This is a genomic window from Bacillus cytotoxicus NVH 391-98, from assembly GCF_000017425.1.
Classification (GTDB): domain Bacteria; phylum Bacillota; class Bacilli; order Bacillales; family Bacillaceae_G; genus Bacillus_A; species Bacillus_A cytotoxicus.
In genome coordinates this window covers 2337187-2351791 of the sequence record NC_009674.1, presented here as the reverse complement: position 1 = coordinate 2351791, position 14605 = coordinate 2337187, and the positions used below count along the sequence as shown (strand labels likewise).

10 protein-coding genes and 1 pseudogene are annotated in these 14605 nt (G+C 35.4%); 9 read left to right on the top strand and 2 right to left on the bottom strand.

Going from position 1 to position 14605, the window contains the following annotated elements; genetic code table 11:
- Positions 1-55: 55 nt before the first annotated feature.
- The 4 genes from BCER98_RS11440 to BCER98_RS11425 all read left to right on the top strand — a co-directional run bounded on the left by BCER98_RS11440 (position 56) and on the right by BCER98_RS11425 (position 6392).
- Positions 56-469 carry a CoA-binding protein gene (locus BCER98_RS11440; RefSeq protein ID WP_012094691.1) on the top strand — a complete coding sequence of 138 codons (414 nt, stop codon included), beginning with the start codon at positions 56-58 and terminating at the stop codon, positions 467-469.
- Positions 470-847: 378 nt separating this feature from the next.
- Entirely contained in the window at positions 848-2812 is a 1965-nt protein-coding gene (parE, locus tag BCER98_RS11435; protein ID WP_012094690.1) for a DNA topoisomerase IV subunit B, read from the top strand.
- 1 nt (position 2813) lies between these two features.
- Positions 2814-5237, top strand: coding sequence for a DNA topoisomerase IV subunit A (gene parC, locus BCER98_RS11430; RefSeq protein ID WP_012094689.1), 2424 nt, complete (start codon positions 2814-2816; stop codon positions 5235-5237).
- Positions 5238-5363: 126 nt separating this feature from the next.
- Entirely contained in the window at positions 5364-6392 is a 1029-nt protein-coding gene (locus BCER98_RS11425) for an oxidoreductase (protein WP_012094688.1), read from the top strand.
- 412 nt (positions 6393-6804) lie between these two features.
- Here the strand turns inward: BCER98_RS11425 and BCER98_RS23095 are convergent.
- Positions 6805-6964 (bottom strand): annotated as a pseudogene (locus BCER98_RS23095) (TetR/AcrR family transcriptional regulator); the annotation flags it as partial.
- Between the two features lie 281 nt (positions 6965-7245).
- Here BCER98_RS23095 and BCER98_RS11420 point away from each other — a divergent pair.
- From BCER98_RS11420 to BCER98_RS11405, 4 genes are all read left to right on the top strand, one after another.
- Positions 7246-8487, top strand: a complete 1242-nt coding sequence (locus tag BCER98_RS11420; RefSeq protein WP_012094687.1) for a dicarboxylate/amino acid:cation symporter — start codon at positions 7246-7248, stop codon at positions 8485-8487.
- A gap of 381 nt (positions 8488-8868) precedes the next feature.
- Positions 8869-10560 (top strand): peptide ABC transporter substrate-binding protein, encoded by a 1692-nt coding sequence (locus BCER98_RS11415; RefSeq protein WP_012094686.1) that lies wholly within the window; start codon positions 8869-8871, stop codon positions 10558-10560.
- Positions 10561-10976: 416 nt separating this feature from the next.
- Entirely contained in the window at positions 10977-12671 is a 1695-nt protein-coding gene (locus BCER98_RS11410) for a peptide ABC transporter substrate-binding protein (RefSeq protein WP_012094685.1), read from the top strand.
- An 84-nt stretch (positions 12672-12755) separates the two neighbouring features.
- A complete protein-coding gene (locus BCER98_RS11405) occupies positions 12756-13475 on the top strand; it encodes a class I SAM-dependent methyltransferase (RefSeq protein ID WP_012094684.1) in 720 nt (239 codons plus the stop codon).
- Positions 13476-13667: 192 nt separating this feature from the next.
- Here the strand turns inward: BCER98_RS11405 and BCER98_RS11400 are convergent, their stop codons facing one another.
- A complete protein-coding gene (locus BCER98_RS11400; RefSeq protein WP_012094683.1) occupies positions 13668-13997 on the bottom strand; it encodes a hypothetical protein in 330 nt (109 codons plus the stop codon).
- A gap of 135 nt (positions 13998-14132) precedes the next feature.
- Between BCER98_RS11400 and BCER98_RS11395 the strand changes: the two genes are divergently transcribed.
- The gene (locus BCER98_RS11395; RefSeq protein WP_012094682.1) at positions 14133-14468 is read left to right on the top strand and encodes a hypothetical protein; all 336 of its coding nucleotides are present in this window, start codon (positions 14133-14135) and stop codon (positions 14466-14468) included.
- Positions 14469-14605 lie beyond the last annotated feature (137 nt).

Here is a 14605-nt window from a genome sequence, read left to right as displayed (position 1 = left end):
GTATTGAAAGAGGCTTTCTTTATCGGCTATACTAAAAGAATAGGAGGGATTTAATATGACAATTAAAAATCCAACTCGTTCGGAAATTGGTGAAGTGTTAAAAAAAAGTAAAACAATCGCGGTTGTCGGTTTATCTGATAAACCTGAGCGTACATCATATATGGTTTCAAAAGCGATGCAAGACGCTGGATATCGCATTATTCCAGTTAACCCAGCGATTACAGAAGTGTTAGGAGAAAAAGCAGTTTCTTCTTTAAAAGAGATAAAAGAACATATTGATATTGTGAACGTATTTCGTCGCTCCGAATTTTTAATGGATGTTGCCAAAGAATTTGTCGAGGTTGATGCGGATGTTTTTTGGGCACAATTAGGAGTACAAGATGAAGATACTTATCAGTTTCTAACAGAAAAGGGCCATACGGTCATTATGGATCGCTGTATTAAAGTAGAACATGCAATGACAAAGTAGCATTGGCCCTCAAAATGAAAGAGAGGCTTTCACTTTTGTTCTCTGCTTAGAGACTGAGTAGATGGACGAGGTGTTCATCATGAGATTTTTTAAAGGCTGTTTTTGGGGATTGGTACTCGTTATCCCGTTTTGGATCTTTATCATTTGGATAATGATAAAATGGTGGAATGTGTAGTTTTGGAATACATATCCATTTCTCGTTGACAAACGATTATTTTTCTGAAATAGTAGCCTAGAGGAATCCTTGTACAAAAACAAGGATTTTTCTTTTGAAAATGGTATATAAAAGGATAACATACCTTGCCAAACACATGGTTAAGGCGTTATTCTATAATAGAAACATATGTTCTGATTTTGACTAGGAAAGGGGCAAGGAGTTTGGCAAAGCATCAATTTCAATATAATGAAGATGCAATTCAAGTGTTAGAAGGCCTTGAAGCCGTTCGAAAACGCCCGGGTATGTATATCGGGAGCACGGACAGCCGTGGATTGCATCATTTAGTATACGAAATAGTAGATAACTCTGTTGATGAAGCATTAGCAGGGTTTGGCGATGAAATTTCTGTCATCATACATAAAGATAATAGTATTAGTGTTATTGATAAAGGGCGAGGAATGCCGACGGGAATGCATAAACTTGGGAAACCAACACCTGAAGTTATTTTAACTATACTTCATGCAGGTGGTAAGTTTGGACAAGGTGGCTATAAAACAAGCGGTGGTTTACACGGTGTTGGAGCATCGGTTGTAAATGCACTATCAGAATGGCTAGTCGTAACAATTAAGCGCGATGGAAACATTTATGAGCAACGCTTTGAAAATGGCGGTATTCCTGTAACAACGTTAGAGAAAATTGGAAAAACGAAAGAATCTGGTACAACGATGCATTTTAAACCGGATTCATCTATTTTTAGTACAACAAATTATAATTATGAGACGTTATGTGAAAGATTACGTGAATCGGCATTCTTATTAAAAGGGATGAAAATTTCAATCAAAGATGAGCGAAATGATTTAGAAGATGTTTTCCATTATGAAACAGGTATTGAGGCTTTTGTTTCATATTTAAATGAGGAGAAAGATGCGATTCATCCCGTTGTTTATTTCTCCGGAGAACAAAATGGAATTGAAGCAGAGTTAGCATTTCAGTTTAACGATGGCTATTCAGAGAACATTCTTTCATTTGTAAATAATGTACGTACGAAAGATGGCGGGACGCATGAAGCTGGATTTAAAACAGCAATGACTCGTGTCTTCAATGAATATGCTCGCAAAGTTTCTTTATTAAAAGAAAAAGATAAGAATTTAGAAGGTACAGATATTCGTGAAGGGTTAGCAGCGGTTGTTTCTGTTCGTGTACCAGAAGAGTTACTTCAATTTGAAGGACAAACGAAAGGAAAACTCGGCACAAGTGAGGCTCGTTCTTCTATTGATGCGATTGTATCGGAGCACTTAGCTTACTTTTTAGAAGAAACTCCTGATGTAGCTACACTTCTTGTGAAAAAAGCGATTAAAGCAGCACAGGCACGAGAAGCTGCTCGTAAAGCGAGAGAAGAAGCGCGTACTGGCAAGAAGAAAAAGCGTTCAGAAGGGACTTTAAGCGGAAAGTTAACACCTGCACAATCACGTAACCCACAGAAAAATGAATTGTATTTAGTAGAGGGTGATTCTGCTGGTGGATCTGCGAAACAAGGACGTGATCGTCGTTTTCAAGCAGTATTACCTCTTCGTGGTAAAGTAATCAATACGGAAAAGGCAAAACTTGCTGATATTTTCAAAAATGAAGAGATTAATACAATCATTTATGCAATCGGTGGCGGTGTTGGCAATGAGTTTTCTATTGAAGATATCAACTATGATAAAGTGGTGATCATGACCGATGCCGATACAGATGGAGCTCATATTCAAGTGCTGTTACTTACATTTTTCTATCGCTATATGAAGTCGTTAATTGAAGCTGGAAAAGTATTTATTGCCCTTCCACCTTTATATAAAGTAAGTAAAGGAAAAGGAAAAAACGAAGTGATTGAATATGCATGGTCAGATGAAGAGTTGGCTAGCGTAACGAAAAAAGTTGGGAAAGGTTATATCTTACAGCGTTATAAAGGACTTGGTGAAATGAACGCCGATCAATTATGGGAAACAACGATGAATCCAGAGACGCGTACATTAATTCGTGTGAAAATTGATGATGCGGCAAGAGCAGAACGTCGCGTTACAACGTTGATGGGAGATAAAGTAGAACCTCGTCGTAAATGGATTGAGCGCAATGTACAGTTCGGTATGCAAGAAGAAGGCAATATTTTAGAAAATGAAATGATTATGGAGACGGAGGTGGAATAACATGCAAGCAGAGAAGTTTCATGACCTCCCGCTTGAAGATGTGTTAGGTGATCGCTTTGCACGTTACAGTAAATATATTATTCAAGATCGTGCGCTTCCAGATGCGCGTGACGGTTTAAAACCAGTACAAAGACGTATTTTATATTCCATGTATGTAGAAGGAAATGTGAATGATAAGCCATTTCGTAAATCAGCTAAAACAGTTGGTAATGTTATCGGTAACTATCATCCGCATGGTGATTCTTCTGTATATGAAGCCATGGTTCGTTTAAGTCAAGATTGGAAAGTTCGAAATGTTTTAGTTGAAATGCATGGGAATAATGGTAGTGTAGATGGCGACCCAGCAGCGGCTATGCGTTATACAGAAGCGCGCTTATCGCCAATCGCTTCTGAACTTCTCCGTGATATTGATAAAGAAACGGTGGAGTTTGTTCCAAACTTTGATGATACAAGTGAAGAACCGGTTGTCTTACCTGCGATGTTTCCAAACTTATTAGTAAATGGATCAACGGGGATTTCGGCTGGATATGCAACAGAAATTCCTCCGCATCATCTTGGTGAAGTAATCGATGCGACAATGATGCGCATTGATAAGCCGAATTGTACGGTAGATGATTTACTAGCAATTATAAAAGGACCGGATTTTCCAACGGGCGGTATCATTCAAGGAATTGATGGAATAAAAAAAGCATATGAAACTGGAAAAGGAAAAATAATTATTCGCGGAAAAGCAGAGGTAGAAACGATTCGTGGTGGAAAACAACAAATCGTTATTACAGAAATCCCTTACGAAGTAAACAAGGCGAATCTCGTAAAAAAAATGGATGAACTACGTCTTGATAAAAAGTTAGATGGAATTGCAGAAGTTCGTGATGAAACGGATCGTACAGGTCTTCGTATCGTTATAGAGTTGAAAAAAGAAGCAAATGCGGAAGGGATTTTAAATTACTTATATAAAAACACAGATTTACAAATCACATACAACTTTAATATGGTAGCGATTAATAATCGACGTCCAACGCTTATGACATTGCCAAATATTTTAGATGCCTATATCGGACATCAAAAGGAAGTTGTGACAAGGCGTTCGCAGTATGAATTAAGAAAAGCAGAAAATCGTCAACATATTGTAGAAGGCTTAATGAAAGCTTTATCAATTTTAGATCAAGTAATTGAAACCATTCGAGCATCTAAAGATAAACGAAATGCGAAAGATAATTTAATTGCAAAATTTAGCTTTACAGAAGCGCAGGCAGAAGCAATTGTTTCCTTACAGTTATATCGTTTAACAAATACAGATATTACAGCACTAGAGAATGAAGCGGAAGAATTGAATCAAAAAATCACAACGTTACAAGCTATTTTAAACAGTGAAAAGAAACTTCTTCAAGTCATTAAAGCGGATTTAAAACGAGTGAAGAAAACATATAGTGACGAACGCCGTTCTGTAATTGAAGAAGAAATTGAAGAAATTAAAATTGATGTAGAAGTGATGATTCCGCAAGAAGATGTTATCGTTACAGTAACGAAAGAAGGGTATGTGAAGCGAACGGGCTGGCGTTCGCATAATGCATCAAATGGGAAAGACTTCGGTATGAAAGAGGGCGACGTCTTACTCGAACGATTTGATACAAATACGACAGAAACGGTTCTCTTGTTTACGAATAAAGGAAATTACATTTATTTACCTGTATATGAAATGCCGGATATTCGTTGGAAAGATTTAGGACAGCACGTTGCAAATATCGTTTCACTGGATCGCGATGAGACGTTAATATGGGCTACGGTTGTACCGAATTTTGAGGAAGAAAAGCGATTTGTCGTATTTGTTACACGAAATGGTATGATTAAGAAAACAGAACTGAACCAATATAAAGTCCAGCGTTACTCTCGAGCATTTGTGGCGATAAATTTGAAAAAAGATGATGAAGTTGTCGATATCTTTGCGACAGATGGAACAAGTGATATTGTTCTTGCGACACACGGTGCATATGCACTTATTTTTGATGAGGAAGAAGTGAGTCCGGTTGGCGTAAGGGCAGCTGGTGTTAAGGCAATTAATTTAAAAGAAGATGATTATGTTGCTGCTGGTAAACCGTTAAATAGTGAAAAAGATCAATTCATGCTTGTTACACAGCGCGGTGCAGTGAAACGATTAAAAGCTTCTGAAATTGAAAAATCAACAAGGGCGAAACGAGGCCTTGTCATTTTTAAAGAATTAAAACGGAATCCGTACCGTATTGTTGGCATTGAGGTTATTCGAGATGACGAATTAGTATATATGAAAACAGAAAAACAAATTGTAGAAGAAATTGATCCAAAAACTTTCCGGAATAAAGACCGCTACAGTAATGGAAGTCTCGTACTAGATGTGAATGAGACAGGCGAAGTGGTTGAAACGTGGACGCAGAAACGAACTGAATAAATAGAAGAAATCCTTGCTAGTTTCCATATAGCAAGGATTTTTTGGCCATGAAGCAAAGTATTAGGCAGATAACAATACCCTTGCTATAATGAAAAATGAAATCGTTCTCATAGATGGAGGGACAAAATGAAAAAAATAGGTGTAGGGATTGTAGGATTTGGATTTTCTAGTACAACATTTCATATCCCATTATTACAAACAATTGAAGAATATGATATTCGAGCGATTGTTTCTTCAAAGGAAGAAGTCGTAAAAGAAACGTTACCAAACGTACAAGTAGAAGCTACAATTGGGGGATTAGTTAAACGAGATGATATTGACCTTGTTGTCATTACGTCACCAAATACAACACATTTTCCATTTGTGAAAGAAGCAATACAACATGGAAAACATGTTGTGGTAGAAAAACCTTTTGTTGTGTCAGTAGAAGAAGGAACGGAGCTTATCTCTTTAGCGAAGAAGCATCATGTCATTCTTAGTGTGTATCATAATCGTCGTTTTGATAATGACTTTTTAACGATAAAGAAGTTAATAGAGGAAAAACGCATTGGAAATATATATGCATATGAAGCGCATTTTGATCGTTTTCGTCCAAATGTACGCGATCGCTGGCGAGAAAAAAATTTACCAGGATCGGGCATTTTATATGACTTAGGATCGCATTTAATTGACCAAGCTTTATTATTATTCGGTAAGCCAGATCGTATTTATGCTGATGTCGTTACGCAGCGACCTGGTGCGGAAATTGATGATTATTTCCATCTTGTACTTCACTATAGAGTAAAGCGTATTAGTTTGCATAGCAGCAGTTATGTGAAACATGCTGGGCCGCATTTCATTGTTCATGGTGACAAAGGATCAATTGTGAAATATGGCATGGATTCACAGGAAAAACAATTAAAATCGGGTATGAAACCAGGTGATATTGGATACGGAGAAGATCAAGAAAATCAGTTTGCCATTTTAGAAACAGAAGAGAAGACAGAAAGAATTCAAACAGAAGTTGGGTGCTACGAGCAATATTACAAAGGAATACGAGATAGTATTATGCATGGTGAACATCCACCTGTAACAGCTGAAGAGGGCTTGGAAGTCATTCGAATAATTGAATCTGCAATGGAAAGTAGTAGAACGGGTAGAGTGATTTCATTATAATCATGAAATAAAATTGACGTAAAATGAAAAAGGATGGGTAAGCAGAAACATGATTTGCTTACCTATCTTTTTTGTTCTATCGTAGTAATAATTGTTTAAAAGATTGAGCTTTTAAAAAATAGAATGATAAATAATAAAGCACTACCAATTACAATAAATAAACTAACCATTATAAATCCATATATAAAGCCTTTACCCATTGAGAATAAATCTAAGAAAGCATTTTTCAAAGTATCAAATAGCTTATTCACAGTTATCTCCTTGATTAAAGTTTTAGTATTTGTTATTTTTTACTATAAACATCTACTTAAAATCTCTTCAGGCAACCCTTCCATCTCACAAATTTTCTCTGATGAAAATCCGTGTTTGATTAAAATCTTCCTACTTACTTTTGTTCTTATTACTAACCGTTTTAAATATTTTTTTTATAAATCTCATTTTCAAGAGTAGAAAGCCCGTAGAAAAACATTATGACGATATTTTCAATATGTTTTTCGCAATTTCCTTCAAGACGTTTTGCCCCCGAGCTCATTTCCTAATGTATTAAACATTTGAATGTATAGCAATATTACTTATTTAGACAAGTTTACCATTGTAAACAATTTAAAGAAGAAAGCTCACTGCGTCAAGTGGGCTTGTTAGTTTGCTCTTTTCATTACGTGATTTTTTCGAGTGAAAATAAAAATAGTATATCACTAATGTTTGATTAAGATATACTATTTTCAAAAATGATAGAATGGTGTAACATAATAATGGAGTTGAAACGGGGAAATAAGGGGGATTTTATAAAAAAGATTGAGGGGTTCTTTTCTATAAGCAGAGGAAAAATGAGTAAACAGGGGAGTAGAAACAAATGAGAATTGTAAAAAACTTAACATTTCAAGTGATCGTGGCAATTATTTGCGGGATTGCAGTAGGAGCAATTTGGCCTAGTGTTGGGCAACAAATGAAACCGATTGGTGAAACATTTATTAATATGATTAAAATGGTTATTGCACCGATTATCTTTTTAACAATCGTCCTTGGTATTGCAAGTATGGGAAATATGAAAAAAGTGGGACGCGTTGGAGGAAAGGCACTGTTATATTTTGAAATTGTAACGACACTTGCACTTTTAATAGGGATTATTGTTGCAAATGCTGTACGACCTGGTGATGGATTGGATCCCACAAAGTTAAAGGGGGGCGATGTGTCACAATACGTACAAAGTGGTCAAGAAATGAAGTGGCTCGATTTCTTTTTACATATTGTACCATCTAATATGTTTGAAGCCTTTGTAAAAGGGGATATTTTGCAAGTTCTATTCTTTTCTATTTTATTTGGAGCAGGACTAACAATGCTCGGAAAAAATGGACAGCCGGTTATCGATTTTTTTGAACGATTATCGAAGGTCTTTTTCAACATTTTATCGATTGTTATGAAATTGGCGCCTCTTGGAGCTTTTGGTGGAATGGCGTTTACAATTGGAAAGTACGGTTTAAGCACATTAATTCCGCTTAGTAAGTTAATGGTTTGTGTCTATGCGACGATGGCATTATTCGTTTTTATCGTTTTACATTTTATTTGTCGATTGTATAAATTTAGTTTATGGAAATATTTATCGTATATAAAAGAAGAGTTGCTTATCGTCCTTGGGACATCATCTTCAGAGTCCGTATTGCCACGAATGATGACAAAGATGGAACAGTTCGGCTGCTCTAAACCGGTAGTAGGTTTAGTGATTCCAACAGGATATTCATTTAACTTAGATGGAACAACCATTTATTTATCAATGGCAACGATCTTTTTAGCACAAGTTTTTCATATTGATCTTTCACTAGGGCAACAATTAACAATTATAGCTATTTTGTTAGTAACATCAAAAGGAGCAGCTGCTGTAACTGGTGGGGGTTTTATCGTACTTGCTTCCACTTTATCTGCGATGAATGTGATTCCTTTAGAAGGACTTGCACTTTTACTTGGCGTTGACCGTTTTATGTCAGAAGCGCGTGCGATTGTCAATTTAATTGGTAATGGCATTGCGACTGTCGTTGTTGCAAAAAGTGAAAATGAATTTAGTGAAGAAAAATATAAACAAGTGTTAATTCGTATGTAGAAAGAGGCTATGTCAAAAGTTACTGGTGATTCAGCAACTTTTGAGAGCCTCTTTTATTTTTGTAATAAAAAAATTATCGTTTATGCATTTTTTATAAGTAGCTATTTATTGGTGGAAAATCTATAAATAGAAAAGGTAAGTTGTAATACTTAACGATTGTAGTAAGAGTAAAGGTTTTAATATTTTTATAGGATTTTTATAAATAGTACTGCAATAAAATAATTTTTATAAAATTTTCAATAATATTACTTTACAAAATGCAGAAAAATAGTAGAATAATAGTTAATAGAAATCTTCTGATAAATATAATATAAAGAAAAAAGGAATTTTCAGAAATTTCTCAATCTAGAAACGTACAGGTAATTGAGGAGGGTATAGAAAGTGACAAAGAGAAAAATAAAAAAACTAACAGCGGTTGTAGCACCGGTCTTAGCGATGAGCATGGCATTATCAGCATGTTCTACAGGTGGGGATAAGCAGGCAAGTACAAATTCTAAGGGAGATAGTAAATCAGGTGAGAAGTTAGCGGCAAAGCAAGTATTTAACCGTACAGAAAGACAAGAAATTCCAACGATGGATACTTCAAAATCAACTGATACAGTTGGTTCTCAAGTATTAGGGAATACAATGGAAGGATTATATCGTCTTGATAAAGATAATAAGCCAATTCCAGCAGCAGCAGAATCTAGCACGAAAAGTGAAGATGGCAAAAAATATACATTTAAACTACGTAAAGAGGCAAAATGGTCAAATGGAGATCCAGTAACAGCGAAAGATTTCGTCTTTGCATGGCAACGATTATTAGATCCAAGTACAGCTTCGGAGTATGCATTTATTGCATATCCAATCAAAAATGCAGAAGCGATTAATAAAGGACAAGCAGAGGTATCTACGCTAGGTGTAAAAGCAGTCGATGACTATACACTTGAGGTAGAATTAGAAAGACCTGTGCCGTACTTTTTAAATTTAACAGCATTTCCATCTTATTATCCGTTAAATGAGAAATTTGTAAAAGAAAAAGGAGATAAATTCGGATTAGAAGCTGACACGGTTTTATATAACGGACCATTCGTTATGTCTGAATGGAAGCATGAACAAGGTTGGAAGTTGAAGAAAAATGAAAATTATTGGGATAAAAAAACAGTGAAGCTTGAAGAAATTAACTACAGTGTAGTGAAAGAACCAGCAACTTTAGTTAATTTATATGATAGTGGTCAAGTAGATTTTGCGATATTAAAGGGAGAATTTGTAGATAAATACCGAAACAAAAAAGGTGAATTTGGTGTATATGAACAACCAAATACATTCTTCTTACGATTAAATGAAAAGCGTAATGGTCAAGATACACCGCTTAAAAATAAAAATTTACGTGAAGCAATCGCGCTTTCTGTCGATAAAAAAGATCTAGTAAACGTTCTTTTAAATGATGGTTCAAAAGCAGTCGATAGCCTTGTTCCAAAGGGATTAGCGAAAGGTCCAGATGGAAAAGATTTTACAGAATCATTTAAAAATGGTTTGAAACACAATACGAAAAAGGCAGCAGCTGCATGGGAAAAAGCGAAAAAAGAGCTTGGCAAAGATGAGGTTACAATTGAATTATTAAGCTACGATGACGGGAATGCAAGAAAAGTTGCTGATTATATAAAAGATCAAATTGAGAAAAATTTAAAAGGTGTAAAAATTAATATTAAAATTCAACCATTTAAACAAAAATTAAAATTAGAATCAGCGCAAGATTATGAAATCTCATATGCAGGCTGGAGCCCAGACTATTCTGATCCAATGACATACTTAGATATGTTTGAAACAAACAGCTCTTACAATCAAATGAGTTATTCAAATCCAAAATATGATGAAATCATTAAACAAGGAAAAACAGAGTTAATGGCAGATGCGAAAAAACGTTGGGCAGAATTAGGGAAAGCTGAAAAGCTATTACTTGAAGAAGATGTTGCTCTTGTTCCGCTATTCCAACGTGCTGATGCTTATGTAATGAAGCCAAATATAAAAGGTGTTGTTCATCATAACATTAGTCCAGAATTTAGCTTTAAATGGGCTTATGTAACGGAATAAAATGAAGCAATAATATAAAGTTTAAAAGCATTTTGAAAGTAGTATTGCTACTTCCAAAATGCTTTTTTGAATAGACTTTCGTTAAAAATAGTTTTTTATATTCAAATGATTAATAGTTATTAGATTACTATATGAATATGGAAGAAGAACAAAGAAGGTGTGATAGAAATGAAAGAAATAGAAAAGAATAAGAAGGGTAGTAATCACATATAGTAGGTGATGGAATCACGATGTTGTACAGTTTGCAAAATATAACTAGAAAAATACAAATTTTAATTTTCTAAAAATTTTAAAAATAACTTTACAAACAACAAAAAAGAAGTAGAATATTAATTAATAAGAATTTTCTGATAACAAATAGTTACAGAAGATTTATCAAGGTTAGTATTTTACATATAATAGGGGAGGATATAAAAATGAAGAAAAAGAAGATGAAAAAGTTAACGACAGTTGCAGCGCCGGTGTTGGCAGTAAGTATGGCGCTGGCCGCATGTTCTGGATCAGGGGATAAAGAAAAGGCGAATACAACACCGAAAAGTGATGAAAAATCTGGAGGGAAATTAGCGGCAAAGCAAGTGCTTAATTTAACAGAGCCGCAAGAAATTCCTTCAATGGATTCTTCCAAGGCAACAGACCAAGTATCATTTCTTGTTATGAATAACGTAATGGAAGGATTATATCGTTTAGGAAAAGATAATAAAGTAACTCCTGGTGTAGCAGAATCCTATAAGAAAAGCGATGATGGTAAAAAATATACATTTACATTAAATAAAAATGCGAAATGGTCAAACGGAGACCCTGTTACTGCGAAAGATTTCGTATTTGCTTGGAAGCGTGCTCTAGACCCAAATACAGCTGCTGAATATGCATATATTATGTACGACTTAAAGAATGCAAAAGCAATTAATGAAGGAAAAGCACCACTTGATACGTTAGGGGTCAAAGCTGTAGATGATTATACATTAGAAGTAGAACTGGAAAACCCAATTCCATATTTTGTTGAGTTAACATCATTTGGAACATTCTATCCACTTAACGAAAAATTTGTAAAGGAAAAAGGGGATAAATTTGGTTTAGAAGCAGATACAACGCTTTATAATGGCCCATTTACACTGAGTGAATGGCAACATGAAGAAGGATGGAAGTTAAAGAAAAATGAGCAATATTGGGATAATAAAACGGTGAAATTAGAAGAAATTAACTTCAATGTCGTCAAAGAGACTGGTACTCGTGTAAATTTATATGAAAGTGGCCAAATTGATCGTGCAGAAATTTCATCTGAATTTGTAGATAAATATAAATCAAGCCCAGATTTCTTTACAGAAGAAACACCATCAACATTTTTCCTACGTTTAAATCAAAAACGTGGCGGAAAAGATACAGTGTTTACAAATAAAGATTTACGTTTAGCAATTGCAATGGCATACGATAAAAAAGGATTGACCAATGTGATTTTAAATGATGGTTCCAAGCCAGCAGACTATTTTGTACCAAAAGAATTTGCGAAAGGCCCAGATGGAAAAGACTTCCGTAAAGAGAACGGAAATATTTTGAAAACAGATGTGAAGAAAGCGAAAGAACATTGGGAGAAAGCGAAAAAAGAGCTTGGAAAAGATAAGGTTACAGTAGAATTACTAAATTATGATACGGAATCGTCAAAAAAAATAGGTGAGTATTTAAAAGGGGAATTAGAGAAGAACTTACCAGGCTTAACAGTAAATTTAAAAAACCAGCCGTTTAAACAAAAACTAAAGCTAGAAACAGACCAAGATTATGAGTTATCATTTGCAGGATGGGGCCCTGACTATTTAGATCCAATGACATTTATTGATATGTTTATAACGAACGGAGCACATAACCAATCAGGATATTCCAATCCAGAATATGATAAACTTGTAGAACAAGGAAAAGGAGAGTTACTAACAAAGACAAAAGAACGCTGGAACGGATTACTGAAAGCTGAGAAAATGTTACTTGAAGATGCGGCAATTGCCCCGTTATTTCAACAGGGTAAAGGAATTATCCAAAAACAAAAAGTAAAAGGAATTGTTCGCCATCCAGTTGGTGGAGATTATAGTTATAAGTGGGCATATATTTCTGATGATAAATAAGAATGAGGGGCACGATGATGTGCCCTTTTTTCTATGCACTTTTTTCTTTTGTTCGAATATATAAAATGAAAAAGGAAGAATCCTATGAAGCGAAACACCTATATTGATTTTTTAGCTTATTACGGAATTGGGAGTGCTCACCCAGGTGGATTTACACTTACGAAACAAGTATTAGCACAAATGCCACTTGGAATGCATGCGAACGTACTAGAGGTCGGATGCGGAACAGGACGGACAGCAGCTTATATGAGCCAAGTGTATGGCTATCAGGTGACGGCGGTAGAAAATAATGAAATGATGATTCAAAAAGCGAGGGATAGATGGTTAGCTCAAGGGCTAAGTATAGACTTAATACAAGGAAAAGTTGAACAGTTACCATGTAAGGATGAGACTTTTGAACTTGTTCTTGGGGAATCCATTCTTGCGTTTACGAATAAAGAGCAGTCTATTCCGGAATGCTATCGCGTACTTCAGAACAATGGAAAGCTTGTTGTGATTGAAATGGTTCTAGAATCTCCTCTAGACAAAGAGGCTGAAACAACTATATTACAATTATATGGAATGGAGGAATTGTTAACGGAGACAGAGTGGATTCATTTGTTTCAAAAAGCAAACTTTCAGCGTATTATCGTTGGCGGAGGTGGTACAATTGCAGAAACGGTTGCGAGTCAAATGGAAGAACCAGAATGGAATGTATCACAATTTATTCCAGAAGAACTCTATCATACGTGGGTGCAGCATGAACAGCTATTGCATAAATATCAACACATGTTAGGACATCGAGTTTTCATTTGTGAAAAATAAATATGTAAAAAGAGTGAATCATCAAATGACGGCACTGAAAAAGTGATTGCTTTGAAAAAATAACACGTATTTTAGCAAAATGTTGAGAGTGAAAAGGAGCCTGTCACCTGCTATATACAGGTGACAGGCTCCTTTTTGTTATGAAGTGAACTTTTTCAGCGGCTTCCTATCAAATGGGCAACTCTTGTATAATTAAATGAAAAATAGTGCTGCTAAAGCGATGCCGAAAATGAATCCAAAAGCAAGCTCGTACCCACCGTATCCGTAGCCCCAGCCACCGTAACCAAACCCACAGTAATTACATTTACTTAATCCACCGCAAAAATCGCAGCCTCCGTATGGATACGCATTGTAATATCCGAACCCTGTATCGAAAGATGGACGATGAATAGGGTCAATCCAAACAGAATCTTGTGTCACATCTACGATTCTTCCTAAATGAATGTAGCCATCACGATCTTCAATTCGTACAACTTTTCCAAAGTAACGTTGACATATATTATAGCATTTTTGTCTATGCATGTTCTTTCCTCCTTCCGTATTACAGTAATACGATATGTGAATAGGACAAGTGTGGCTTGTACGAACGCCTTGTATCTCATAATTGTGAAGGAAATGGGGAATATATGTAGGATCAATCGGTAAGGAGTGAATGAAATGAAAGCGACAGATCAATTTCAAATATATGAGGTACCTTGGGAGCGTTTGGTTATTGCTCTCCGAGAAGAAATGAAGAAACAGGTGGGAGCGGATATTATCGATCAAGTTGTTTGTAATTTGAAAGATGGATTTGAAGTGTATACTTATATACAAGGAGATTTAGAATTTGAATATAAAGAAGCGCTTGAAAGAAAATTTGGTAGTGATGCAAAAACGCCAAATGTGTTAACAGTGTTGCTGTTGGCAAGTATGTATCAGACAGGTGAAGAAAATATTCGCTTACATGCAGACGATAAAGAGAACCCCGTTGTAGAAGTGTATGTGAAAAAATAAAAAACGCTATAAATGATGCACACGTTTCGTTAAAAGGGAATCAAACGTTTGTGATGTTTTTTATAGGAAAAGTGGTCAGATCCTGCTTCTTGAAGCAGGATCTTTATGTGGAAATATCTTTTTTGCGCATGGATGAA

Coding starts and splice junctions, on each gene's coding strand:
- BCER98_RS11440 (WP_012094691.1), top strand. CDS start 56: ATGACAATTAAAAATCCAACTCGTTCGGAAATTGGTGAAGTGTTAAAA.
- BCER98_RS11425 (WP_012094688.1), top strand. CDS start 5,364: ATGAAAAAAATAGGTGTAGGGATTGTAGGATTTGGATTTTCTAGTACA.
- BCER98_RS11395 (WP_012094682.1), top strand. CDS start 14,133: ATGAAAGCGACAGATCAATTTCAAATATATGAGGTACCTTGGGAGCGT.
- parC (WP_012094689.1), top strand. CDS start 2,814: ATGCAAGCAGAGAAGTTTCATGACCTCCCGCTTGAAGATGTGTTAGGT.
- BCER98_RS11405 (WP_012094684.1), top strand. CDS start 12,756: ATGAAGCGAAACACCTATATTGATTTTTTAGCTTATTACGGAATTGGG.
- BCER98_RS11410 (WP_012094685.1), top strand. CDS start 10,977: ATGAAGAAAAAGAAGATGAAAAAGTTAACGACAGTTGCAGCGCCGGTG.
- BCER98_RS11420 (WP_012094687.1), top strand. CDS start 7,246: ATGAGAATTGTAAAAAACTTAACATTTCAAGTGATCGTGGCAATTATT.
- BCER98_RS11400 (WP_012094683.1), bottom strand. CDS start 13,997: ATGCATAGACAAAAATGCTATAATATATGTCAACGTTACTTTGGAAAA.